The organism is Hahella sp. NS-SX17, assembly GCF_057367735.1.
The window spans coordinates 2584163-2609819 of record NZ_CM170632.1 but is presented as its reverse complement, the minus strand read 5'-3'; the positions used below and the strand labels follow the sequence as shown (position 1 = coordinate 2609819).

The following is a 25657-nucleotide window of genomic DNA, read 5'->3' as shown; positions in this document are numbered from 1 at the left end:
AGATTTCAAAGAGTTCACCTATTTGCGCATGCTTACTTTCCAGCTCCTAACAAGACAACCAACGAGAATGTTCATCTGATCATGAAGTATTGCAGCCAGTGCGGCCAGCCCGTTGAGCACAAGATTCCCGCAGGAGATAACCGGCCAAGGCATGTATGCGGCAACTGTCAGGCCATCCATTACATTAACCCCAAAATAGTCGCTGGCACGCTCCCTGTTTATGGCGACCGTATTTTACTTTGCAAACGCGCCATTGAACCAAGGCTAGGCTTCTGGACATTACCTGCCGGCTTTATGGAAATGCAGGAGACAACTTCAGAAGCCGCCATGCGAGAAACTTGGGAAGAGGCGCAGGCGCGAGTTGATTTGGACGGCCTATACACCATGATCAGCGTCCCGCATATCGGTCAGGTTCATATCTTTTATCGCGCCAACGTGATCAATGGGGAATTCGCCGCAGGCGAAGAAAGTCTGGAGGTTCAACTGTTTTCAGAAAGCGACATTCCCTGGAGTGAGATTGCGTTCCCCACAGTAAGAGTAACGCTGCAACAGTATTTTGAAGACCGCAAAAAAAGTGTCTTCCCTGTTCACGTGAAAGACATACTCACAGGCATTCCTGAAGACTGATTACTTCGGCCAGCCGCCCCTCCACTCACGTACTAAAAACTCTCCAGCCGGTATACGTCATATGCCGGCTCTTCGTATGGGTGAGCCAGTTTCATGGCAGCCACTACCGATATTATTAGCGCATCCTCAACCACCAGCTCCACCTTATATTCTTCCACCTGCTCTATCTCGCCTATATCTCCAAGAAAGGGGTCACTGCCATCCAGCGGACGAAACTGACCAATACCTTTAGTTTGCCAACTACAGTGATCATAATCACCAATCTTTCCGCCTCCTGCCGCAAAGACTGCCCCTTTAACCTCTTCCATATGCGATTCAGGAACAAAAAAGCTTAATTTATACATTTCCCTTCCATTACAGTTTAAATTTTATCCACAGGCAGCCCCTAAATTACTGCCAAGACTAAAAAACCAGAGTTCTCCACAGATTCTGTGGATAACTTTGGGGATAAATACTTAACTTCCCCTCAAATCGCCCATAGGGCCTATGCCCGGGACAAATTGGCGATGAATTAAACAGGACGAGAATATCAATATTTATCAATAAGTTATATTTGTCAACGTCGATCCTAAAACATCTTTGAAATATTTTTAGAAGCTACTTGACATAGATATTTCTGGTGTGAATAAACAGAAACAACGCTAGAAAAAAAGCGTCGTTTTTAGGCGACGAGAGAGATTTTCGACAAAGCCCGACCATTTTGCCGAGCACTTTTTGAACACATCAAGTTTTGCAGCTGGCGATGACGTACACTTTGTTACCTTTTCTGACAAAAAATAATGCCGCAAAAAAGCATAGCCTAATTTTGCTCTTTGAAAAGGAAGTCAGGAGTTTTTTCTCTAGCGAGCCAAGGTCTTCTGAAAAAGCGCGACGCAGAAGTGAAAAGGGCGAAGACAAACGCCTCCGCCCCCAACTAGTTCAGAGCCCGAGAAGGCTTACCCCAACCACACTCTTGCGTTCCGGAACATTCTCATCCAAGCGCCGTCTTCCTTCCAAGTAGGCGGACGCCAAGAATTAGCAACAGCACGGAACACCCTTTCAGGGTGCGGCATCATAACCGTGATGCGGCCGTCATCGTTACACACCGAGGTAATGCCCAAAGGTGATCCGTTCGGATTGAATGGATATGACATAGTCGGGCGACCATAGTTATCCACAAAGCGCAACGCCACATTTTTTTGCGCAATCAGCGCCGAAGCGCCTTCTGGACCGATCTCGGCCAACCCCTCGCCGTGCGCCACAGCAATCGGCATCATTGAACCCGCCATACCCTGGAATAGTATTGACGGAGAGTCCAGCACTTCGACCATTGCGACACGAGCCTCGTATTGCTCTGAGCGATTACGAACAAAGCGCGGCCATGAGTCTGCTCCGGGTATCAACTCTTTCAGATTGGAAATCATCTGACAGCCATTACAGACACCCAATGCGAATGTATCTTTACGATGGAAGAACGCCTCGAACTGATCCCTCGCCCGTGCATTGAAGAGGATGGACTTAGCCCAACCTTCACCTGCGCCCAGTACATCGCCGAAGGAGAAGCCGCCGCAGGCGGCCAAGGCCTTGAACTGACTCAAGGAAACTGCGCCCGACAGAATGTCGCTCATGTGCACGTCCACCGCGCTGAAGCCAGCCCTATCGAACGCCGCCGCCATTTCAGCCTGACTATTAACGCCTTGCTCGCGCAACACTACAACTTTCGGCTTGGCGCCGCGGTTAATAAATGGCGCTGCAGTATCTTCGTTGACGTCATAAGTAAGCTTGGCGCTTAGGCCCGGATCCTTATCATCATCAATAGCAGAGAACTCTTCAGCCGCGCATTCACTATTATCCCGCATCGCCTGCATACGGTAACTGGTTTCGGCCCAGATTTTCTGTAACCCCGCCCGGCTATAATCCAGCACTGTTTGCCCGTCGTGCTGGAATTTCACAACCTGATCCGCATGAGGTTCGCCCAATACAACAACATGATCAGCCAGCCCAGCATTAGCGAAGCAGGATTTCACATCCTCAACGTGTTCTGCGGATACCTGCACCACCGCGCCAAGTTCTTCGTTAAACAACTCGCGTGCGATATGGGTAGGGTCTTTCACCAATCCATCAAAACAAATGGTCATGCCACAACGACTGGCGAACGCCATTTCACATAAGGTGGTGAACAGGCCGCCATCTGAACGGTCATGATACGCTTTAAGCTTACCTTCACCATTCAGCTTTTGGATGCAGGCGAAGAACGCCGCCAATTCACCCGGGTTGTCCAAATCTGGAGCCACGGCGCCGACAGAACGATAAACTTGCGCCAAGGCGGAACCACCTAGACGGTTCTTGCCCGCTCCCAAATCAATAAGCAACAGCTTCGACGGGGCTGACAGGTCCATTTGCGGCGTCAACGTTTTGCGAACATCCTCAACAGGAGCAAACCCGCTAATGATCAAGGACAGGGGCGCGGTAACGGATTTCTGCTTTTCGCCTTCTTCCCAAACGGTTTTCATAGACATGGAGTCTTTGCCCACAGGAATGGTGATGCCCAACTTAGGACACAACTCCATACCCACAGCCTTGACCGTTTCGAACAAGGCTTCATCTTCCCCCGGATGGCCAGCTGCTGCCATCCAGTTCGCAGACAACTTAATGTCAGACAACTTCTCTATTTTCGCCGCGGCGAGATTGGTGATCGCTTCGCCTACCGCCATACGACCAGAAGATGGAGGGTCAATCAGCGCAATCGGCGTTCTTTCCCCCATCGCCATCGCTTCGCCACGATAAGTATCAAAACTTGCAGTAGTCACCGCCACATCAGAAACCGGCGCCTGCCAAGGCCCCACCATCTGGTCCCTGGACACCATCCCCGTAACAGAGCGGTCACCGATTGTGATCAGGAAGCTTTTAGAAGCTACGCTAGGAAGACGAAGAATTCTCTCCGCCGCTTCTTTGATATCCAGATTAGTGGAGTCAAAGATAGGTTTGGTGAAGCTCTTCCGCTCAATAGTGCGATGCATTTTGGGCGGCTTGCCGAACAGGACCGACATGGGAAGGTCGACCGGGCTGTTGGCGAAATACTCGTCAGACACTTGAATTTTCAACTCTTCAGTGGCTGAACCTACTACAGCATAAGGACAGCGTTCGCGCCGACAGAGCTGATCAAACAGCTCCATATCCTCCTCCGCAACCGCCATGACATAACGTTCCTGAGATTCGTTACACCAGATTTCCAGAGGCGACATGCCAGGCTCATCATTGGGCACGTCACGAAGCTCAAACAAGCCGCCGCGGCCGCCATCTTTCACCAATTCAGGCAACGCATTTGACAAACCGCCTGCGCCAACGTCGTGAATAAACAGAATCGGGTTGTCGTCGCCAAGCTGCCAGCAGCGGTCAATCACTTCCTGACAGCGTCTCTCCATTTCAGGGTTATCCCTTTGTACGGAAGCGAAATCGAGGTCTTCCTGGCCGACGCCGCTATCCATTGAAGACGCGGCTCCACCACCCAGTCCAATCAGCATCGCTGGACCGCCCAGTACGATCAGTTTGGCGTCAACGGAAATATCCTTCTTTTCCACATGGGAAGCGCGGATATTGCCCATGCCGCCAGCAATCATGATCGGTTTGTGGTAGCCGCGCCACTCAAGCCCGTTTACGCCGGGCACTTGCTCTTCATAGGTTCGGAAGTATCCGCACAGAGCCGGCCGGCCGAATTCGTTGTTAAACGCCGCGCCGCCAATCGGGCCATCCAGCATGATTTGCAACGCGGAAACAATACGATCCGGCTTGCCGTAGTCTCCTTCCCATGGCTGTTTATAGCCAGGAATATTAAGGTTGGAGACTGTAAAACCAGTCAATCCGGCTTTGGGTTTTGCCCCAACGCCAGTAGCGCCTTCGTCGCGGATCTCACCGCCAGAGCCCGTCGAAGCGCCAGCGAATGGAGAAATAGCCGTAGGATGATTATGCGTCTCCACCTTCATCAGAATATGGATATCCTCTACGTTATACCCATAAACCTTGGTGTTGTGGTCGGGAAAGAAACGTCCTCCCTGACCGCCTTTAATCACGGCCGCGTTATCGCGATAAGCGGAGAGAACGTCCTGACCGCCCAGCTCATGGGTGTTGCGAATCATCCCAAACAGGGAGTGCGATTGGACTTCGCCATCAATCTCCCAGGTTGCATTAAAAATCTTGTGGCGGCAGTGCTCGGAGTTCGCCTGAGCGAACATCATCAGCTCTACATCAGTCGGATTGCGTCCTAAATCAGTAAAGGCGCCGGTGAGATAATCAATCTCGTCTTCCGCCAGGGCCAGACCCATGGCGCGATTGGCCTCAGACAACGCGTCTCGTCCATCCGCGAGAATATCAACCGTCGCCATCGGCTTGGGTTCTGCGTGAGCGAATAACAGCTCTGCGCCTGCAATCTCATGAAACACCGACTGGGTCATGCGGTCATGCAAAATTGTTGCGATCGCCGCGCGACGATCGCTACTCAGCTGCTCCGTACTGCCGATATGATACGCCACGCCTCTTTCGATACGACGAACCGCCGTGAGGCCACAGTTGTGCGCGATATCCGTCGCTTTACTCGACCATGGAGAAATCGTGCCGGGTCGAGGCACGACCAGAAACAGAGTGCCGCCAGGCATCTCACTCTGCCCTTGCGGCCCGTATTGAAGCAAGCGATCCAGCACGGTGCGCTGCTCTGCGGAAAGGTCTCCTTCCAAATCAACGAAGTGCATGTATTCGGCATACACTGACTGGACTTCAGGAGCCTGTTCCTGAATATTCTTGAGTAGTTTTTCGCGCCGAAATGGGGAGAGGGCTGGTGCGCCACGGAGTTCAAACATATCTCTGACTGATGGCCTCTAGGCTGGAAAAAAGAGGCGCTAATGATAATAGATATCAAGCCATTGAGCCACTTTTAAGAGGCTTAGCCGAACGTGCGGTATAAGCTTACGGGTTAACCCAAGCGAGCGACGTTTTGTACATAAACCGACAAGATTTTTCACATTTTAACTACAGTTAACTTGCAACCTGGTTTGTTACTGTTAAGTATTGAGCCCCTTTATTAACAATCGGAACTGATATTGCTTGCATCAGCCTGCACTCATTCATGGCGAACAGGACGTTTCCTGAACAAACTTATCAGAAGCGGCATTCAGACGCTGACCGCGGCGGCGCTTATCGCCAACCTGAGCGCATGCAGCCGCCCGACTACGCTGGAAAAGATCGAGCAAGAGGGCGTTCTCCACGTTATCACCCGCAATGCTCCCACCACCTATTATGAAGACAGAGACGGTCCGGCAGGCTTTGAGTATGAGTTGGCGAAGAAGTTTTCGGAGTATCTGGGCGTTGAGCTGCGTCTTCGGGTCGCCAGCGACCTTGACGAAGCCTATACCGTTCTAGAGCAGAATTACACCAACCTGGCGGCTGTTGGACTAAGTCGCCTGGCCGCTTCCGCACATAGCCCCAATCTACGATTTAGTTCCGAATATCTGGAAATTCAGCCCTTGGTGCTGTACCGAAACGGCAGCCCAAAGCCGAAACAGATCGACGACCTCATCGGCGGCAAACTAATTATTCCTGCACAGACTGCGCAAGCTGAATTCCTGCGGCAGATTAAAGACTCCCGCCTCCCCGATATGGACTGGCTGGAAGCCACGGATATGGAAACCTCCGAAATCATGCGCCTGATCGAAGAGGAAGAATACGAATACGCCATTGTTAACTCCCGGGAATATGAAATTCATAAGGCGATGTTTCCTCGCGCCCGGGAAGCATTTTCTTTAATGGAGCCATTACAGATCAGCTGGATTTTCCCTCCTGGCGAAGATATGTCTCTGGTCCAGAAAGCAGACGAGTTCATCAAGCAAATCAAAGACGACGGCACCCTGATCTACCTCCAGGAACGCTATTTTGGACATGTGAACCAACTGAATTACGTCGGCGCGCGCACCTATATCAGCCACATCAAAGACCGGCTGCCAAAGTTCGAGCCCACTTTCAAACAGGCTGCAGAGAAGTTTGAGGTTGATTGGCGACTATTGGCGTCAATCGGCTATCAAGAATCTCACTGGCGCCCTTACGCCACCTCCCCCACAGGAGTGAGAGGCTTAATGATGCTGACTCTGCCCACCGCCAAGGAAATGAACGTTAAGAACAGGTTAAATCCAGAGCAGAGCATTTTTGGTGGGGCCGGCTATTTCAGCCGGATCAAACAGCGCATCTCCGAGCGCATAGGGGAGCCAGACCGCACATGGATGGCGCTCGCCGCTTACAATGTCGGGCTTGGCCACCTTGAAGACGCCCGCACACTGGCAAAATCCCAAGGTTTGGACCAAGACAAGTGGATCGACGTAAAGCAGGCGTTGCCGTTGTTACAACAGAAAAAATGGTACGTTAAGACCCGTTACGGGTACGCGCGCGGCTGGGAGCCGGTGCACTACGTACAGAATATTCGTCGCTATTACGATGTGCTGGTCTGGATGACTCAACCCAGTGCGGAAGACGGCAGTGTCGCGCAAAATGAGGATGGTTCAGCGCCAGGCGCTGATGGCGCATTGGAAGAAACGCCAGCAATTCCCGCCCCGTTCCGTGTCACTCCGCCAATGCTCTAGCTACACCTCTTTCACCCACTATTAACATGGCAACGATATTGGCAGTTAGTACTCAGGAGCATGAATACGCCTGAACAGCGGCTAGCCGCAGTAGACAGGGCCTGCACATGTCAGCCCCGGTGGCTGCAGACAAGATAGAAAGAAGCTAATTGTATGCCTGATTAATAATTAGTATTCGCCCTCATCGTGACACTTCAGCGCTTCATTAATTTCGTCAAAGTTAAACCCCCTCTGCAATAGATATCGCTTTCGTTTTTGCAACTCGGAAGGTGAGTCCGGGCGCCCTCGAAAACGCTTATGCAGAGTAGCAGAAGCGCGCTCACACCAGTCTATACCGGACTCGGCGAACGCCATCCTGATCAGGTCCTGCTCCACACCTTGCTGCTTCAGTTCCGCCGTAATTCGCACCTGACCGTATCCCTGCCCCGCTCTGTGCCGGATCAGGACTTCCGCATAACGTGAGTCGCTTAGCCAGTTATTCTCCTGCAGGTGGGCGATCACCGCTTCCACGGCGGCGCCATCTGCACCGCCAGCCTCGAGCTTCCGCCGCAGCTCACGCTCAGCATATTCCCGGCGAGCCAGAAGCCGTAATGACTTCGCCAAAAGCCCCTGCTTTATTTTTTCTAAATCAGGATTGGCGGAAGAGTCCATAATTAAACCTTAAACAAATTGACCATATACAAAACAGCTGGCTAACCAATTGGTCCGCCGGATTTGCGCCCAGCACTTTCGAGACGCCAGCAACGAGAGTAGACTATGCTGTCGCGCGAATGAGCATAGCGCGAATGGTGACCAGATCGCACGTCCGCAGCGACGCAGTAAGCCGCCAGTAGTCTTTCCGCAAGAACTCAAGGCCCGATAATTGAACTTTCAGGAACCTTTCATGCCGACCCTGCTAAACAAGCTATTCAAGCCCAAGTGGCAAAGTAACAACCCGCAAACCAGGTTGGACGCGATTAACGAACTTGACTGGAATATACCAGAGCAGCGCAGCATCCTCGAACAGGTTATCGCAAAAGACTCCGAAGCCGAAGTGCGTCAGGCGGCGCTGAAAAAAGTGATAAAAATCGAAGACCTGCTTAAATTCACCAACGATAAAGATAAAGTCGTTCGGGACGCCTCAAAGGCGCGACTGCAATCTCTTCTACAAGGCGCCTCCAGCAACTTTGACAGTTTTGTCGCTCAAAACCTCAAGCAAGCTTCCGGTGAACTCTTGTTCACGATTCTCGGCGCATTAAACGAGGAAACCCAATTACCTGCATTTTTAAAGGCGCTGGGCGATAACAACTCGCCGATGCTGGAGAAAATCGCCAGCGAGCATCACCTGAGCAAAGTCCGTATGAAGGCGGCGGATCATCTACAGGACCCCGCCGCGCTGGAACGCCTCGCCAAAATCGCGAAAGCCAAGGATAAAGGCCTGTTCCAACTGGTCAAAGGCAAATTGAAGCAGGAAAAGGACCAGGAGAAACAGGAAGCCGCGGCCCGCCAGGAGATTGAGGCCTTTTGCCTCACGCTGGAAAATCACGCAAAGACAGATGTCACTCGCTACTACCCGGAAAAACTGCATGCACTCGAACGCACCCTTCACACGCTGACTCCCGCTCAGTTCGTCGACCTTCAGCAACGTATTCAAGCCGCTCTTGAGACTTGCCGTTCCAGAGCCAAAGTGATTGAAGATGAAGCCAAGGCCACTGCCGACGAAGAGGCGCAGACGCTTGAGCTGCAATCAGAGCGCGACGCAACCTGCTCTGAACTGGAAAACACGATTGAAAAGCTGCATGTCGCGCCCCTAAGCGCCCCTGGCGAGATATCCGCTTTGGACGCACTGATTAAAACCCAGGAAAACCGCTGGCTGGAAGCCACACGCGACCACAAAGTCAGCAAACACGAACAAAAGCGTTATCAGGCCGCCATGGGCGAGGTTCGTCACTACTATTCCTGCCTACATAAACTCGGTCACCTGCAGGGAGAACTGGACACCGCCATAAAACAGGCGGAAAAGTTCAAGGAAAAGGGCGACAGTGAATCGAAAGAAAGCCGCCAGACATTGAAGAAAATTCGTCAAATGGTGGATGAAGTGGAGTGGCCATCCGGCTACGAAAGGCCCTCTCTGCTTTCTCAAGCCGCGGAGCTCATGGGCGAAATCCATACCATTCAGGTCCAGCATATTCAGGATCAGAAGCGTCTAAAACAAGAAGTGCAGAAAAATATTCAACAGCTAAGCGATGCGATCGACGAGGGGGCCGTCAAGCGCGCTCTAAAGCTGAATAAGGACATTTCCCGCACTTTGGAGCGTCTTCCCGGCAAGGTCGCACATGATCTGACGACCCGGTTTCGACTGGAGCAAAAGCGCCTGGAAGACTTAAAAGACTGGCAAGGCTTCGCTACTCGCCCTAAACAGGAAGACCTGTGCGAACGCATGGAGCACCTGGCCGACCAGCACCTGGAGCCGCACCTGAAAGCTCAGCGGATTCGTGAATTACAAAAAGAGTGGCGCACACTTGGAGGCTCTTCCGACCAGTCCCTGTGGAACCGCTTCCGCGATGCGTCCGAAAAGGCTTACGGGCCATGCCGAGAGTTTTTCAGCGAAGAGGAAAAGCTCAAAGAAGTTAACCTCAACAAACGCCAAGAAATTGTTCACCAGTTACGCGACTTCATCGATACCGTGGACTGGGCGGCGCCGGACTGGAAACTGGTGGACAAGATCAACCGCAAAGCACGGGAGGAATGGCGTCAGTACTACCCTGTGGACCCTCAGCACGGCAAGCAGGCGCAGAAGCAATTCAACGAGCTGCTGAAGTCCCTGGATGAAAGGTTAAGTGGCGAAAAAGCGCGTAACCAAGCAATCAAAGCGGACATTGTCAAACGCGCAGAAGCTTTGATTGCAGAAGAAGATATTCGCACCGCCACCCATCAGGCCAAGGCGTTGCAAAAAGAGTGGCAATCAGCGGGAATCACCGACCATCGTGAAGACCGACGCCTTTGGAGCGAGTTCCGCAAAGCCTGTGATCAGATATTCGGTCGCTTGAATGAAACGCGCCAAAAGCATCACGAAGAACAGCAACACAATGTACATAGAGCGGAAGAGCTCGTTGCCGCCGCCATTGCTTTAGCAGAGCACCCTGACGATAGCACTGAAAGCACACTCGCCTCGCTCTCCGAGGCGTTCAGCGAATTGGGTCATTTGGGTGACCAAGGCAAGGAGTTACACAGTCGCTTCAAAAACGCCGCCAAGACCTGCCGCAAAGCGCTCGAACAACGCAGCAAAACGTCCTACATCCATTATTGGGGCGGCATTCTTGATAACGGCGCTTACATCCAAACCATGACAAACGCCCAAAGCGTTGAGTGGCCGACTGAGCTAAATGAGTTACAGGCTTCACATAAAGCACAATTTGAGAGCGCACTCTCCCATTTTGATCAAACGGGAAGTCTGAACGAAATTTCCCAAGACGACGCTCGCGACTTGGTGCTCACGGCAGAAATTCTGGCGGAGACAGAAAGCCCGACCGAAGAAAAAACCCGTCGCATGCAACTTCAAGTAGAGCGTCTTACCGCTGGCATGCAGCAAACCGCCCCTCTGGAAAGCCCTATTAATAAATTCGAACAGATCGTCCTGCAATGGGCGACCGCCAAAACTACGGACGATGAAGCGGCGCAAAACTTTGAGAAACGCTTGCGTGTAGCCTTGGAAGGCATTGTCGCTAAGTTGCCCTCACATACTCATCGCGATTGAAACACCCGCCGCACACTCGCCGCCACTGGATTTACGGCGGCGTAGCGCAGCGGAAAATACGCCTGTAGAGACTGGGCCCCGATAATATTTATTCTCGGTGCCCTTCTTTGACATAAGTGATCGCTTTGGCCACCGCCCCCACAACTTCCTCTTTCATTTTCAAGAACTCATCCGAAGAGAGATAGAACGCCATGTCCACGCCATGCCGGAAATAACGGGCCGGTAAGTGGTTTAACGCAATACAAACAATGTCCGTCAGAAAGTCCTCATCCGGCTCCTGCCCCTCCATCTGTCTAGCCAGTTCCTCCAGCACCAATTTTTCATAGTAGTTATAAACATTGTCGAGAATAGACATAGCGCCTCCAGATAACCCCTTTTCCACTCACATCTGTAATCTGATTCAGACAAACCGCTACAGCCCGTTTTGACGTCCGCCCCGAATTAGTCATCGGCAGACAAGTAGCGTCCGTCCATCTATTTATCAGAAGCAGCATGTCAGCCCTTGCTCTTCAGCGGCTAATCGCTACGCAGGCGCGCCCATGGGCCTGATCATTAGCCTGCCACTATCGTTACCATGCAATTAATAATAGACCAGACCACCCGCCCCGCCATTGTCTCTATCCCTGGCATGAGAAAACTGTATGTTTTCGCCAATGTGGTTGTTCGTTCCTGTCATTTCTCCGGAATAATCCCTCGCATAAGGTTAATAACATCACCAGCGTTTAATAAAACAAGAAGGTACGATCCATGGACACAGACGCTTTTATTTTTGACAGTGTTCGCACACCGCGCAGCCGAGGTAAAAAAGACGGAGCCCTATACGAAGTCAAACCTGTCGATCTACTTGCAGGAACACTAAAAGCCCTGCAGGAGCGCAACCAGCTCGATACGCAAGAAGTAGACGATATCGTTATGGGTTGCGTGACCCCCGTCGGCGACCAAGGCGCGGACATCGCCAAAACAGCCGCTCTGGTCGCCAATTGGAGCGATGCGGCGGCCGGCGTCACACTGAGTCGCTTCTGTGCTTCCGGCCTGGAGGCGGTTAATCTGGCAGCGATGAAGGTTCGCTCTGGATGGGAAGATCTGGTGGTTGCGGGAGGCGTTGAGTCCATGTCCCGAGCGCCAATGGGCAGCGATGGCGGAGCCTGGGCGCTGGACCCAGCGACCAATCTGCGCACGCACTTCATTCCACAAGGCGTCAGCGCCGACCTGATCGCAACGATTGAAGGTTACTCACGCACTCAGGTGGATGAGTTCGCGCTGAACTCTCAACGCAAAGCCTCAGAAGCGAGAAGTCAGGGATTCTTCAAAAAGTCCATCATCCCTGTTACAGACCAAAATGGTCTTATCTTGCTGCAGGAAGACGAATTGATACGCCCAGATACATCTCTAGATGGCCTGTCGCAACTAAAGCCTTCGTTCCAGATGATGGGAGAAATGGGCTTCGACTTTGTGCCGAAAGAGAAATATCCCTTTGTTGAGCGCATGACACATGTTCACACCCCCGGAAATTCCTCCGGCATCGTCGACGGAGCGGCGGCGCTGTTAGTTGGCTCGAAGAAAAAAGGCGAGCAGCTGAACTTGAGGCCGCGCGCCCGTATTGTCGCTACCGCAGTCACAGGCTCCGATCCCACCATCATGCTGACAGGACCAGCGCCAGCTTCCCGTAAGGCATTGCAAAAGGCGGGTCTGACCGTATCCGATATCGATCTATTTGAAGTGAATGAGGCTTTCGCTGCAGTTGTCCTTAAATTCCAAAAAGAAATAGGGGCGCCCGACGAGAAGGTCAATGTGAATGGCGGAGCCATCGCCATGGGCCATCCCCTTGGCGCAACAGGAGCCATGATCCTTGGCTCATTGCTGGATGAATTGGAGCGCCGTCAACTGCGGTATGGGCTGGCTACTCTCTGCGTAGGCGGAGGCATGGGCATCGCCACTATCATCGAGCGAGTCTGAATAGCGCGTCAAATATTACCAACGGACAATGACAGCGAGAGATCACATGACAGCCATACGCTACGAAAAAGACCAGGAAAACATCGTCCTTTTGACTATGGACATGCCCGGCCAAAGCGCCAACACCATGAATGCAGAGTTCCGCAACGCCTTCAGCAATACGCTGCAGCGCCTGCAACAGGAAAAAGATCATATTGCTGGCGTCATTATTACTTCAGCGAAAAAGACTTTCTTTGCAGGCGGCGACCTGAGAGAGCTTATCCAAGTAAAGAAAGAAGAGGCGCAGGACTTTTTGGCCATGCTGACAAACAGCATCACGCAACCCCTGCGCCAGCTTGAGCTGCTGGGGCGGCCCGTCGTCGCAGCGATCAACGGAACCGCATTAGGTGGCGGCTGGGAGCTGGCGCTGGCCTGCCACGCTCGACTCGCACTATCGGACGAACGCATTGAGCTGGGTCTGCCTGAAGTGACATTGGGGCTGCTGCCCGGCGGCGGCGGAGTAGCGCGTCTGCCCAGATATCTGGGACTGGAGAAAGCGCTCCCTCTATTACTGGAAGGAAAGAAATTATCTCCCCAAAAAGCTCTGTCGATGGGGCTGGTGCATGAGTTGGCGGAAAACCAGGAGGCGCTTATTAACGCCGCAAAAAGCTGGATTAAAGCGAACCCCGCTCCCAAACAGCCTTGGGATACACAGGGTTATAAGATACCAGGAGGGTCGCCCAGCCATCCCAAGATTGCACAAATGCTGGCGATCGCTCCCGCTATGTTGAAAACCAAGACTAAGGGCTGCTACCCCGCCCCGGAAGCAATTCTTTCGGCCGCGGTTGAAGGCGCTCAAGTCGACTTCGATACCGCCCAAAAGATTGAATCCCGCTATTTTACCTACCTCACTACCAGCCAAGTGGCTAAAAACATGATTGGAACCTTCTGGTTTCAACTGAATGACCTGAAAGCGGGACAAAGCCGCCCCAAAGACATTCCAACGCATAAAATGTCCAAAGTCGGCGTACTCGGCGCAGGTATGATGGGCTCTGGCATTGCTTTCGCCTGCGCGCAAAAAGGACTGCAAGTCGTTCTTAAGGATGTAGAACAAGCTTCTGCGGAAAAAGGCAAAGCCTATTCGGATAAAGTGCTTAGTAAAAAAGTCAGTCAGGGACGAATGAGTGAGTCCCAAAAACAGGAAGTGCTCGACCGCATTACGCCCACAACAAGCGTCGACCTGTTGGAAGGTTGCGACCTCATTATCGAAGCCGTATTCGAAAACAGCGAGCTAAAAGCCAAAGTAACTCAGGAGAGTGAGCCAAAGTTACGGCAGGGGGGAATCTTCGCCTCTAACACCTCTACTATTCCGATCACACAACTCGCCCAGGCCTCCCGGGATTCAGAGAAGTTCATTGGGCTACACTTCTTCTCCCCCGTCGACAAAATGCAGCTGGTGGAAATCATTCTGGGCGAGTCCACTTCACAAGAGACGCTGGCCAAGGCCTTCGATTTTGTCATTCAGATCGGCAAGGCGCCTATCGTTGTGAACGATAGCAGGGGCTTCTTCACCTCGCGAGTCTTTGGCGCCTTCGTCAATGAGGGCGTGGCTATGCTGGCTGAAGGCATCCACCCAGCAGCTATAGAAAACGCCGCTCAGCTTGCCGGGATGCCGGTAGGGCCGCTTGCTTTATCTGATGAAGTCAGCCTGACACTGATGACTCACATCAGAGACCAGTCCCGCAAGGACGTCGAGGCAAACGGGAAAAAATGGACGCCGCACCCAGCAGAGCATGTGATTGACGCCATGGTGAACGAGTTTGACCGCAAGGGAAAAGCCGCAGGAGCCGGGTTTTATGAATACCCGGCCAAAGGCGCCAAACACCTGTGGCCACAGCTCGTTGAGAAGTATACTGATATGGCGTTAACCCAAAATGTGGAACTACAGGAACTGAAGGAGCGACTACTGTTCATTCAGTCTCTGGAGACCATGCGCTGCCTGGAAGAAAAAGTCCTGCGCTCGGTCAAGGACGCCAATATTGGAAGCATCTTCGGCTTAGGCTTTGCTCCCTGGACAGGAGGCGCAATTCAGTACGCCAACCAATATGGTTTGCGTCAATTCGTCGAGCGAGCCAATACTTTGCGCCATCGCCATGGCGAGCGCTTCACGCCACCCGCGTTGCTTGTATCTCTAGCGGAGCAAGGTGGGATATTCGAGTAGCGCCTCAGCCACTCAGCTCTATACCCACGGAACCTTCCAGCACATCATACTCTCCGCCGGAAGGCGAAGGTATTTAGCTCGAAGAAATGAGACAAGGGAGAGGCCGTCCCTCTCCCTTGTCCTGCATAACGCGCCACATAATCACATTCCATCCAGCACACTGCAGCTAGCGCCTGTCCTGAGCGCCTTTTCACACCTTAAGCAATTAGCGGCCATTATGGATAGATTGTCATTTGCTTTTTTGCAACCCAGCATTAACTCTAGAAACTAGGTGTGTGTAAATCTTCATCGGCAATTCCAACACATGCAGACAAAATACACTTTTGATTGTCAGTCATTGCAAAGGCTTACAATTGGTGATGATTAGATACTAGTTGGAACGGCGTATCTGACCTACAATCAAAGTGTTAATACTGTATAAAAGCTGTGGAGTCTTTATACCCTTGCACAATTATCCCGGATTTAGTCGTGAATAAGTTTAAGCATATGTTTTTGTTACAACGCCGCAGTCTCTACGCTGTCCTGTTTACCTCACTGTGTTCACTGGCGCTGGCCGGCAACGCCGCTGTCGCTTCTGGAACGAAGACGGAAAACCCGGACTATCTCAACCTGTCCCCTACCGCGGACCAGGAAAAAGCCAGCAGAGACATCGCAAGGCAGCTGCAGTACGCACACTACCGCAGTCTGAAAATAGATGGCGACGTCTCCTCTGAGGTGTTGGATAACTACATAAAATACCTCGACCCGCAGCGAATCTACTTCACACAAAGCGATATCGACGAATTTGAAAACTACCGTTATCGACTTGACGGCGCTATCAAATCCGGCCAGCTTGACCCCGCATTCCGTATCTATAACCGCTTCCAGTCACGCATCGTCGGCCGACTCAATTACATCACCGGTCTTCTCGACACAGGCGTTGATAAACTGGACTTCAAGAAAGACGAAGAGATCCTCATCGACAGAGAGGAAGCGCCTTGGGCGAAGAGCGAGAGCGAGCTTGACAGCCTCTGGCGAAAACGCCTGAAAAGCGCAATTTTAAGCCAGCGCCTGCTGGGCAAAACGGATGAGGACATCAGTAACGGTCTGCGTAAGCGCTACGATAGCCAGCTAAGCCGCATTAAACAGTCTCGCTCCGAGGATGTATTTCAGGCGTACATGAACGCCCTGACGAATATTTACGACCCTCACACACAATATTTTTCTCCTCGCAACTCTGAAAACTTCAACATCAATATGTCCCTATCGCTGGAAGGCATAGGCGCCGTATTGCAGTCGGATAATGAACACACCAAAGTCGTTAGATTAGTGCCAGCGGGTCCCGCCGACAAAAATGGAAAACTCAAGCCTGCAGACCGCATTGTTGGTGTTGGGCAAGGCGATAAAGGCGACATTGTCGATGTGGTGGGCTGGCGCCTGGAGGAAGTGGTAGACCTGATCCGAGGCCCTAAGAAATCAGTGGTTAGACTGGAAGTTATTCCAGCGACCGCCAGTAGCGATTCCGAAACTCGCATTATCAATATTGTACGGGACAAAGTGGACCTTGAAGATCAATCCGCCCAGAAACACGTGCTCAATATAAATCGCGGCGGGCGCGAGTATAAGCTGGGCGTTATCGACATCCCCACTTTCTACGCTGATTTTCGCGCCATGCAATCCGGCGATCCCAACTATCGCAGCACCACGCGCGACGTAAACAAACTCTTGAATGAACTTAAAGCTGAAGGGATAGACGGTCTAATTATTGACCTCCGCGATAATGGCGGCGGGGCATTGCAAGAAGCGATTCAGCTTACCGGCCTCTTTATTCAGGAAGGCCCCACTGTACAAGTGCGCACGGCGGACAATCGCGTACGCGTATATGACGACCCGGACGAGCAAATCGTCTACACCGGACCTATCGCGGTAATGGTCAACCGTATGAGCGCTTCCGCGTCGGAGATTTTCGCCGCCGCCATTCAGGATTACGGTCGAGGCGTAATCATTGGCGAACAGACTTTCGGCAAGGGCACGGTACAGTCTGTACGCGGCCTTAGTCACGGCCAATTAAAAATCACCGAAGCCAAGTTCTATCGTATTTCCGGCGGCAGCACACAGCACAAAGGGGTAACTCCCGACGTTATTATTCCTTCCGCCATTGACAAGAGCGAGATAGGAGAAGATGCGCTGCCGCAAGCTCTACCCTGGGACCACATTGACGCCGTTGCGCATCGTAGATACGGGAACTTCAGCCCTTTGATTTCCGATCTGGCGAAAAACCATGACACCCGCATGGAGAAAAACGCCGAATACCAGGCATTACTACAGGAAATTGACTTCCTCAAAGAAACAAAGTCGCAAAAAACCATTTCTCTACGTGAAGATATTCGTAAGCAAGAGCTGAAAAGCCTGCAAGACCGCGAGCTTGCCTATGTCAACATGAAGCGCGCCGCCAAGAAAGAGGCTCAGTTTAAGACATACAAGGACTATGAAACATTTCAGGAAGAACAGTCCGCGCAAGCGCCCGCGAAAAAGGATCTCGATTTCGTAGCGCGTGAAACCGGCGAAATACTGGTAGACGTGCTGACCATGCAGCGACAAATCGCTGACTCTAAAAGCTAAACACGCCCTGGCGCTAGCAGAAACAGGTTGCTGCTAGCGTCATTGACTTCACTTATTTTTTAATCGACAGTGCAACAAGATATTCATGGTTGCAGGTGATCTTATGTCTGGAGACAATATCAAGAAGTCCAATGGACCAAAAATCAGGACTGACGCCAAGGACAGCGATTCGATGCCCCCAGCGCATAAATCATCCAGTAAAAACAAAAGCGACGCCCCCACAGTCAAAGGAGATGAGAGCGGCTGGTTTAATCGCATCAGTGAATTAACCACTTCCGCCCTGAAAATCGCCAGACTAACCACAGACAGTTCTATTCGCGTTGGCAAAACCATCCTGAGAAACCAGGACCAATTAAAACTTATGGCTGCCGCAGGCCAGTCTCTCAAGGACCTTCGCGAAGTTGCAGGTCTTACCATTCATGAACTCAGCGACTCTCTGAGTCTCAAAGACAAAAGCTTATGGGAGGCCGTAGAGAATGGTACGGCAACCATTTCTTTCGAACTGATTCTGCGTCTTGCCGCTTTATTGGCCCGCAATGACCCCGTTCCCTTTATCCTCAAATATACGCGCACCTATAATCCAGAGCTGTGGCGCATTCTTAACGACTGGGGCTTGGGACGGTTGCCGTTACAGTATGAGCGCGAGCGCAAGTTTATTAACATCTATCGACGTCACGACGCGGCGCGCCAGCTATCCGACGAAGGCTTCGACAAAGTACTGGAGTTTACGCAGAAGGCGTTTGAGTTGGGTCTGCATTTCGTTGCAGAAAACGAGCGGCTCAGCAAACCGAATAAGGACGCAAAGCAGGCGGAGAAATCAACTTCAGAAGAACCGTATCCCTCTCACAACGATAAGACGACCACGACCAGACACTCAGAAGCATCTAAAGTCGAGAAGGAATAGGATAAAACAGCTGTGCTTGTTGAGGCGATAATGGCCTTAAAAAAATCGCGCCCCAATATGGAGCGCGGTATAAAGCGAAAGAAATAAAGCAGATCGCCAGCTTAGTTTTCCTTGATCTGGCTACCTTTCATAGTAATCACGCCTGAGGCTTTGGTATTTACCTTATTGCCGTTAATAGTGATATCGCCATTCTTTTTCATCGTGATGCTGGCTTTGCCCACCTGCAAGGTGATTTCATTCTTAGCCGTAATCTGTACACTCTTCGCGTCAACAGAGTACTCTTTAGTAACGGATTCAGTATGCTTGCCTTTAATCGACTCGGTACGATCCTTACCAATCTCCACCGTTACATTTTTACCAACATTCAGTGATGAATTTTCGCCGATGACCTCGTCTTTGTTTTTGCCAATATCGATACTCTGATTTTCGCCAACAGTCAGGCTGTCGTTTTTACCGATATTGATAGTTCTGTTTTCACCCACTTCCTCAGTCTGATTCTTTACGACGCTGATAGACTGGTTATTGCCAACGCTTTCCGTGTCGTCATTTTCAACCGTAATGTCTCTATCTTTTTGGGCGTGGACCCGGATCAACTCTTCGCCTTTTTCATCAATGAGCATAATCTCGTTATAGTCCTCCGTACCTCCGCCTTTGGAAGAGCGCGACTTTACTCCTGTATGCGTCTTTTTGGCTGGCAACTCGTAAGGAGGCATTTGCTCCGCATTATATACGCTTCCAATGATCAATGGACGGTCAGGATCTCCCTCAAGGAATGAGATAACCACTTCCTGACCTATACGCGGAATATACTGCGCACCCCAATTCTTACCGCTCCATATTTGCGCAACCCGAATCCAGCAAGAGCTTTTATCGTCCTTCTTGCCCAAACGGTCCCAATAAAACTGGACCTTGATGCGTCCAAACTCATCCGTATAAATCTCATCAGCGGATGGACCAACAACCAAAGCGGTTTGTGTACCGCTTATTACCGGCTTCGGCGTCTTAATCACAGGACGCATGATCGTAGCGCTTGGCGCGCACTGCAGGGAGTTGGAATAGTGCGGCGCTGATTCAACGCCTGCGCGGTAGCTACCCTCCTCTGCGTTGTGCGTCACACTAGTGACCACATACTTCTCTTTACTTTCCTTGGAATCAGGGTGAACCCCAACCGTAAAAATGTAACCTGAACACATCGACGGGTAGTTACTCTCCGCGTTAACAAGAGAATAGCCGCTTTCCAATGTTTCCATACGCGTCTTTGCGTAACCATCGCCTTCGCCCTTCTGGGCGTATTCGCCGGGATAGTCGTAAACTTCAAACTTACTGATATTCGGCAGTTTGACTTTAGTTCCCTGGAAAACCGCCAAACTGGTGGCTGGCGTCTCAAAGTTGTAGTCGGTTAAAGAAACTTTTCCGCTGACAAGCTGGTAAGCATGCTCCCAACTACTGATCTTGAACTTGGTGTGAGCACCATCGGTGACATCCAAAGATGGTTCGGATACCGTTTCATACCCTTTGCCGTTATCGCTGAGCACCAGTGTGTGTTTGCCTTCCTCATGCTGGAAGTAGTAGAAAATTCCCTCTTCCTCCAACAGCCGTGAAACAAAATCGAAGTCGCTTTCACGATACTGAACACAGTAGACCCGGTTCTCATATGTTTTTTGCAGACGCCAGCTAACGTCTGAAAAACCTAATTCACTAAAGACTTTATCGATTATTTTTTGAACTGTCAGCTCTTGAAATATTCGGCAGTCGCGACGGTATTTGAGTAAAGAAAACCAGGGGACCATTTTAAGTCTGTATTCCCTGTAATGATTCTCTTCAATCTGGTGCGCGGACATCTGGGTTACGATGCCCGAAAAGTGCCTGGGCTTACTGGGGTCTGCATGTACGCTGATGGTGACTTCTTTACCAACGATAGCGTTTGGATCAATGTTGTAATCTGTACTCCAGACCGTCGCTGTCGTCTCAAACGGTTCTGACAGGCATTCCGTTACCTTGAGTTTTTTCATTACAAGCACATCCGCCCCCAACGGCGACTTAATCGTCAGGAGCTGTTTATCTTGCTTCGGTCCCGCCATGGTCTAACCCTTCCATCAGCATGATTAATTTTTTGTCGCCTCATTTTCGGTAAGACTAGAGGCCTGATTCAAATTCGGTTTTCTGCAATTCTATATGACCGCCGCACATCTTGCATAAATCGAGGGCGGGTCACTTATCACCATTACAAACAGAGCGTCAAAACTAACTGAAAGCCGTCAGTAATAGCTGATTTTTTACGGATTTTTGGGCGCAGACATTTAGCGAGAATGTCATACACAGAAGGCGTGAAATTAAAGAGACATCAAGAAAGTTCATCCCTCTGCGCTTTAGCTATTAACCAAGCCAAAGAGCCCTGATTCTACGCAGTATGCACAATAACAAATGCAACGACATATTGAGCACGCTACGACTCAAAGCCGAGCACTAGAAACGGCTTAAATTCTATCTCATTGGAGATTATGCCTACACCAGCCATAGGGATGAGATTTGACCAGAGCACTCAAACAAAGGTCATGAGTTTGCTTTACCATAAAGCTTTTCATCGTCGCAGCCCCCTTCACATATGGCCTAGGCCATACCCCCTCTTGCCCTGCCATAACAAGACAAATACCATTTCATTCCAAAAACACAATTGCACTAGCCCCTAGGGCATTATTGAACACAGGTTTAAGGAGTAACAGTGAATCAGACGTCCCCTTCGCAGAAGGTCGTTAACGACTTATTCCGCATCGCGGAGTTACTGCGCTATACAGAACAGATCACCCCATACGGGTATGCCTGGCTGATGGAGTTTTGCGCAAATGTAGAAGCCAAAGAAGATGAGCGACAATTTAGCAGCACAATCCCCTCAATTCAGCCAATGACCGGCATCACCCCAGAGCCGTCTGCGACGACTCAGTTATCCCGCAGAAACGGCTAAATAAACCGCCAGCACGGATATAACCTATACGCCAGGGACTTGGCTTTAACTTTAAACGCCAGAAGCGACCTGAAGCTCCTTCCTCACTTTCCCCATCCATTCTGCAAAACCCGCATCCAATTCTTTCGCTTCGTCATCAAGCCAGTCCTGATAATCGTCGTATCGACCAAGCCGGAACCATAACACTAATCGCTCAATGTCGTCTGGACGCTGCTCGAACATGTAGCGCACCGCCCAATAACCCCAATGATAAATACGCGACTCATCGCTATTGTAGTTAGAGTGTAAAATGTCTGAAAAACGCACTGTTTCGGTCAGAGCCGCGTCTTCCGCATCTGGATAGTGATCCAAAAAGGCAATGTACTCAGCGACGCCTTCGGCCCACCACACATTATCTTCAACGTACTCCGACTCCAAGCCATACATGGTGTATCGCCCGTCCAGATAATGCACAAACTCATGATCCAAGTTCAGTATCCGATGGGAGTCTGAGACCTCCTCAGACTGATAAGCCAATACCCGCGCCTGATTAGCTTCATCAAAGGGATCGCCCTCATAGAAAACACCGCCAGCGGTCACTGCATCAGAGTCAAACAATAGCCAACCCAAATCAGAGAAGGTGTCTGAGTCTTCAAATATAACCATTTCCAGAGTGTCATTCTGGTCGTCAGAAACAGGCTCTCGCTCACTGTTCAGCATCTCGTGGAAGATATCTTCGCGCCGGGACAAAGACTCGCAGGCTGAGTCAAATTGCTCCTCCGTCATAGATTGGGCGCGTATTCTAACCGTCCCGCCACACGTACGCTCTCGGCGTAAAACAGTGGTTTCAACGCGCTTTCTATACTCACAGGCATTGTACTGTCTGCAGTTCGCCTTATCGTAATAATCCACTGAGCCAGCCAAAATACTCCACACGTTCGCCGTATCACGGCTCAGGTCATACCTGTTCATCAGACTACGTATGAAGCGCCCCGTATCGTCCCTTATCGCGTTATACTGCAGAAAGCGCCCGAGCTCTTTGGCGGCATTCATCAATAGATACTCGCGGCCGCCTGCCAACCACGAGTCTTTATCAATTATGAAACGATAGAGCGCATTAGGATATTGCGAGTCATGAGAGGCAATATCGATAAAGGCTTCATTGTCATGACCTTTATAGTAGATATTGAGTAGCTCATTTAACGCCGAATCATAGCGCCCACTAGCATTAGTCAATGAGCTCAACTTATCCAGCCAAGCGACGGAGGCGCTGACGACCTCCCCCTGATTACCGGAACTGTTCACCAGCTTTAAAGACAACTCCGCCAATCGTGCACTACCTGCCCTGGCAGCGCTCTGAAAAGCATTATTGGTAACCTGAACGGCGGCTACCGCAACCTGTTTCTGCAACGCCTTTCCATATAGCTTCTTCTTACGCGAGCGACTTCTTTCCTGCACATATCCCGCATGCAAGTATTGAATGAGGTTCGCCAGCTCATAGACGTTATCGTCTCGAAAATAAGACGACTCTGAAATAGCTGCTTGCGTAATGGCGGACATATTGGCTTCTGAAAAGATGCTGTGACGAGCTTGCTCCTCCATTGAGAGCATTTCCCTCACACAACCATGATCCATTTCCCATATGGCCAACACAAACTCGTCACCTGAAAGCACCGCCATTCCATCCAGATAGCAGTCAGACTCCCTCTCTTCCTCGTAGGAGAGTTCATCCTCTTTTGCTCGATTGTATGCCGGTAGCGGCGGGGGTAATTCCGATAACTTTTCCGGCTGCTCCGAGTTGTGTCGAAAATACTTTAAAAACTCCACGCCGCCCTTCGACCACGCCATAACGCTTATGGTGAGAATGAAAAAGATAGCGCCAACCACAATGGGGGCTCTAAACCATCTGTTTGCTGGCGTCATTACAATTCCTAAGGTGGCTTTCAGCTTATAAGAAAGAATACATCGCGGATTACGAAGGTCGCCGCGTGGGCAAGGAATATAGCCAGACCTGTGCGGTCGGTCTGTCTAAGAAAAGCATCAAATTGTATCAGATCGCCAAACCGGTACTGCATTTAAGCAGGCATTCAAGCCACTGGATCTCTTTCTGCGCAGCAACAATTGTTCAGGTCAAAATTCAACAGACTTACTTAAACAGTGGTGAGTCATCTGTGTTTTCATCTTAATCCTCAGTGACTTAGACATTTTTTCTTTACTTGCCCCACCCATTACTGTATACATAAACAGACATGGATAAACATATAGTACACACAGATTATTTCAGACCTTTTGGGGTCGCCGGAGGGTGGAGTGATTAAGCTGACCAAGCGCCAGGAGCAGGTTCTACAACTGATTCGCGAGCATATAGAGGAAACAGGTTATCCACCTACCCGGGCGGAGATTTCCAATCGCCTGGGCTTTCGCTCGGCTAACGCAGCAGAAGAACACTTGAAAGCGCTGGCGAGGAAGGGCGCGATTGAAATGGTGCCCGGGGCTTCTCGCGGCATTCGACTGCCAGTGACTGAAACGCAAAACCAGGGTATTCCAATAGTTGGCCAAGTAGCGGCGGGATACCCCATTCTCGCGCAGGAAAATATTGAAGAGTATTGCGAACTCCCTTCATCCTTCTTTACCCCTTCCGCCGACTATTTTCTTCGTGTCAAAGGCATGAGCATGAAGGACATCGGAATTCTTGATGGCGATTTGCTGGCCGTACACCGCACGACAGATGTCCACAATGGACAAATTGTGGTGGCGCGTATTGGCGATGAAGTGACAGTAAAACGCTTCCAGCGCCAAAAGAACAAAGTGCTTTTACTGCCGGAAAATGAAGAGTTCGAGCCGATTGAAGTAAACCTGTCACAACAGCCGTTGGACATTGAAGGACTGGGCGTCGGCGTCATTCGCCGCTAACAATGAACCGACAGAGCGCCGACTGCCTCTAATTGGCAGTCGGGGACTTTAATGAACAGTTTTCGGTTTTTCTTCCGCTTCTGACTGGCGGATTGCCTCCTCCCGCATATCTCCCACCAACTTAATAGCGGCATTAATCATAGCGTGAGCGACAGCCGCATCATTTTCCGCCAAATACGCCTTGGCTTCCTGACCAAAGCTGATTTTCACCAAATGTTCGCTGCCGCCCCCCATGGGTTGCAGTGCGAAGTCGCCATTCGGCAACTGAACAATTTCAAAGAAGCTTGATGCCATTTCCAAATCTCCTACTCGTAAGTTCTCACTGAAATGTTTTCTATCGTTCCAATACCCAGGAACGAACACATCAGAAAACTAGCCACAGGCGCCTCATTCATTTTCCTAAGCTGTTATCAGTCGAGGCCTGAGAGGGTTTCTTTCATTCAAGCTTACCTCTACCACTCAAAACTGTGCTCTCTCATCTCGTTGATGAACGCCTGCATGGACTCCAGTATCACCACTAACTCCATTACATAGGGAGCTGACGTGGCGGCGATAATATTTTCATTTTGCGGCGTTTCATTTTTTCGGGGGCGAGATATTTCCCCAAATTGTTTCAGCAGTTGAGCCAGCCAGGAATCGGGTTGAGCCGCCGTCAGCTTCATGCTGATTACTTCTGGCGATTCAACTTCCAACTGCCCTTCCAAGTCAGCGAGCGTCTCAATTTTAACTTTGATGCGACGCTGCTCCGCAAGCTCATTCAAGAAGCCGACATATGCCTGCTGCAGAAAACGCAAAGCCGCCCGTCCGGCGCATTGCTTTTCCGCCACCGTTGAGGATGTATCCCTCCACTGCAACTGCAGCTTGGCGAAAAACAGGTTTTCATTAACATAAGTCAGCCACTTATCGGACATACCTTAACTCATCAACAATAGCTCTTTGTTAGTGTATAGGTTTTTAACCATAAGTTCTTTAATAAAAAAATTCCCCTCCGGACTATTTCCTGAGGCGCAATTCCGATTCGTTTAGACGCCTAAATTTCCTACCATTGCTGACTCCCCCCGACTCAGGCTTCCGCAAAAATGGCGACAAACTATCAGCAGCCCCTTTCTCATAGCTTAGCACCCGATCCTCAGGCTCGCCCCTTACACAAGTTAACGTTCAGCAGCAACCCGCCATA

General features: G+C 50.8%; 17 protein-coding genes. 9 read left to right on the top strand and 8 right to left on the bottom strand.

All coding sequences use genetic code 11. The annotated features are described in order from the left end of the window. Positions 1-81 precede the first annotated feature (81 nt). Entirely contained in the window at positions 82-627 is a 546-nt protein-coding gene (locus AC2IBB_RS11770; protein WP_486333951.1) for an NUDIX hydrolase, read from the top strand. A 32-nt stretch (positions 628-659) separates the two neighbouring features. Here the strand turns inward: AC2IBB_RS11770 and AC2IBB_RS11765 are convergent, their stop codons facing one another. Next, the gene (locus AC2IBB_RS11765; protein WP_486333046.1) at positions 660-971 is read right to left on the bottom strand and encodes an NGG1p interacting factor NIF3; all 312 of its coding nucleotides are present in this window, start codon (positions 969-971) and stop codon (positions 660-662) included. A gap of 591 nt (positions 972-1562) precedes the next feature. Next, positions 1563-5459, bottom strand: a complete 3897-nt coding sequence (gene purL, locus AC2IBB_RS11760; RefSeq protein WP_486333045.1) for a phosphoribosylformylglycinamidine synthase — start codon at positions 5457-5459, stop codon at positions 1563-1565. A gap of 240 nt (positions 5460-5699) precedes the next feature. Between purL and mltF the strand changes: the two genes are divergently transcribed. Further along, complete coding sequence (mltF, locus tag AC2IBB_RS11755) at positions 5700-7229, top strand: membrane-bound lytic murein transglycosylase MltF (protein ID WP_486333044.1); 1530 nt, start codon at positions 5700-5702, stop codon at positions 7227-7229. Positions 7230-7397: 168 nt separating this feature from the next. Here mltF and AC2IBB_RS11750 read toward each other — a convergent pair whose 3' ends face one another. After that, positions 7398-7880 carry a regulatory protein RecX gene (locus AC2IBB_RS11750; protein WP_486333043.1) on the bottom strand — a complete coding sequence of 161 codons (483 nt, stop codon included), beginning with the start codon at positions 7878-7880 and terminating at the stop codon, positions 7398-7400. Between the two features lie 232 nt (positions 7881-8112). On the opposite strand from AC2IBB_RS11750, the gene AC2IBB_RS11745 reads away from it, so the two are divergent. Beyond that, positions 8113-10965 carry a DUF349 domain-containing protein gene (locus AC2IBB_RS11745; RefSeq protein ID WP_486333042.1) on the top strand — a complete coding sequence of 951 codons (2853 nt, stop codon included), beginning with the start codon at positions 8113-8115 and terminating at the stop codon, positions 10963-10965. Between the two features lie 88 nt (positions 10966-11053). Here AC2IBB_RS11745 and AC2IBB_RS11740 read toward each other — a convergent pair whose 3' ends face one another. Continuing rightward, complete coding sequence (locus AC2IBB_RS11740; protein WP_486333041.1) at positions 11054-11320, bottom strand: late competence development ComFB family protein; 267 nt, start codon at positions 11318-11320, stop codon at positions 11054-11056. Between the two features lie 392 nt (positions 11321-11712). Between AC2IBB_RS11740 and AC2IBB_RS11735 the strand changes: the two genes are divergently transcribed. The 4 genes from AC2IBB_RS11735 to AC2IBB_RS11720 all read left to right on the top strand — a co-directional run bounded on the left by AC2IBB_RS11735 (position 11713) and on the right by AC2IBB_RS11720 (position 18626). Then, a complete protein-coding gene (locus AC2IBB_RS11735) occupies positions 11713-12921 on the top strand; it encodes an acetyl-CoA C-acetyltransferase (RefSeq protein WP_486333040.1) in 1209 nt (402 codons plus the stop codon). A gap of 46 nt (positions 12922-12967) precedes the next feature. Next, positions 12968-15121, top strand: coding sequence for a 3-hydroxyacyl-CoA dehydrogenase NAD-binding domain-containing protein (locus AC2IBB_RS11730; RefSeq protein ID WP_486333039.1), 2154 nt, complete (start codon positions 12968-12970; stop codon positions 15119-15121). Between the two features lie 468 nt (positions 15122-15589). After that, complete coding sequence (locus AC2IBB_RS11725) at positions 15590-17722, top strand: carboxy terminal-processing peptidase (protein ID WP_486333038.1); 2133 nt, start codon at positions 15590-15592, stop codon at positions 17720-17722. Between the two features lie 103 nt (positions 17723-17825). Next, positions 17826-18626: an XRE family transcriptional regulator gene (locus AC2IBB_RS11720; protein WP_486333037.1), complete on the top strand. Its 801-nt coding sequence runs from the start codon at positions 17826-17828 to the stop codon at positions 18624-18626. Positions 18627-18727: 101 nt separating this feature from the next. Here AC2IBB_RS11720 and AC2IBB_RS11715 read toward each other — a convergent pair whose 3' ends face one another. Continuing rightward, positions 18728-20707 (bottom strand): type VI secretion system Vgr family protein, encoded by a 1980-nt coding sequence (locus AC2IBB_RS11715; protein WP_486333036.1) that lies wholly within the window; start codon positions 20705-20707, stop codon positions 18728-18730. 641 nt (positions 20708-21348) lie between these two features. Between AC2IBB_RS11715 and AC2IBB_RS11710 the strand changes: the two genes are divergently transcribed. Beyond that, positions 21349-21588, top strand: a complete 240-nt coding sequence (locus tag AC2IBB_RS11710; protein ID WP_486333035.1) for a hypothetical protein — start codon at positions 21349-21351, stop codon at positions 21586-21588. A 51-nt stretch (positions 21589-21639) separates the two neighbouring features. On the opposite strand, the gene AC2IBB_RS11705 is transcribed toward AC2IBB_RS11710, so the two are convergent. Continuing rightward, entirely contained in the window at positions 21640-23490 is a 1851-nt protein-coding gene (locus AC2IBB_RS11705; RefSeq protein ID WP_486333034.1) for a collagenase, read from the bottom strand. Positions 23491-23877: 387 nt separating this feature from the next. On the opposite strand from AC2IBB_RS11705, the gene lexA reads away from it, so the two are divergent. Beyond that, positions 23878-24480, top strand: a complete 603-nt coding sequence (gene lexA / locus AC2IBB_RS11700; protein WP_486333033.1) for a transcriptional repressor LexA — start codon at positions 23878-23880, stop codon at positions 24478-24480. Positions 24481-24528: 48 nt separating this feature from the next. Here the strand turns inward: lexA and AC2IBB_RS11695 are convergent, their stop codons facing one another. Next, positions 24529-24774 (bottom strand): hypothetical protein, encoded by a 246-nt coding sequence (locus AC2IBB_RS11695; protein ID WP_011395969.1) that lies wholly within the window; start codon positions 24772-24774, stop codon positions 24529-24531. A 158-nt stretch (positions 24775-24932) separates the two neighbouring features. Then, positions 24933-25391, bottom strand: a complete 459-nt coding sequence (locus AC2IBB_RS11690; protein WP_486333032.1) for a DUF6586 family protein — start codon at positions 25389-25391, stop codon at positions 24933-24935. Positions 25392-25657 lie beyond the last annotated feature (266 nt).

Coding starts and splice junctions, on each gene's coding strand:
- AC2IBB_RS11740 (WP_486333041.1), bottom strand. CDS start 11,320: ATGTCTATTCTCGACAATGTTTATAACTACTATGAAAAATTGGTGCTG.
- AC2IBB_RS11735 (WP_486333040.1), top strand. CDS start 11,713: ATGGACACAGACGCTTTTATTTTTGACAGTGTTCGCACACCGCGCAGC.
- AC2IBB_RS11765 (WP_486333046.1), bottom strand. CDS start 971: ATGTATAAATTAAGCTTTTTTGTTCCTGAATCGCATATGGAAGAGGTT.
- AC2IBB_RS11695 (WP_011395969.1), bottom strand. CDS start 24,774: ATGGCATCAAGCTTCTTTGAAATTGTTCAGTTGCCGAATGGCGACTTC.
- AC2IBB_RS11730 (WP_486333039.1), top strand. CDS start 12,968: ATGACAGCCATACGCTACGAAAAAGACCAGGAAAACATCGTCCTTTTG.
- AC2IBB_RS11690 (WP_486333032.1), bottom strand. CDS start 25,391: ATGTCCGATAAGTGGCTGACTTATGTTAATGAAAACCTGTTTTTCGCC.
- AC2IBB_RS11720 (WP_486333037.1), top strand. CDS start 17,826: ATGTCTGGAGACAATATCAAGAAGTCCAATGGACCAAAAATCAGGACT.
- AC2IBB_RS11705 (WP_486333034.1), bottom strand. CDS start 23,490: ATGACGCCAGCAAACAGATGGTTTAGAGCCCCCATTGTGGTTGGCGCT.
- AC2IBB_RS11750 (WP_486333043.1), bottom strand. CDS start 7,880: ATGGACTCTTCCGCCAATCCTGATTTAGAAAAAATAAAGCAGGGGCTT.
- AC2IBB_RS11715 (WP_486333036.1), bottom strand. CDS start 20,707: ATGGCGGGACCGAAGCAAGATAAACAGCTCCTGACGATTAAGTCGCCG.
- purL (WP_486333045.1), bottom strand. CDS start 5,459: ATGTTTGAACTCCGTGGCGCACCAGCCCTCTCCCCATTTCGGCGCGAA.
- AC2IBB_RS11745 (WP_486333042.1), top strand. CDS start 8,113: ATGCCGACCCTGCTAAACAAGCTATTCAAGCCCAAGTGGCAAAGTAAC.
- AC2IBB_RS11770 (WP_486333951.1), top strand. CDS start 82: ATGAAGTATTGCAGCCAGTGCGGCCAGCCCGTTGAGCACAAGATTCCC.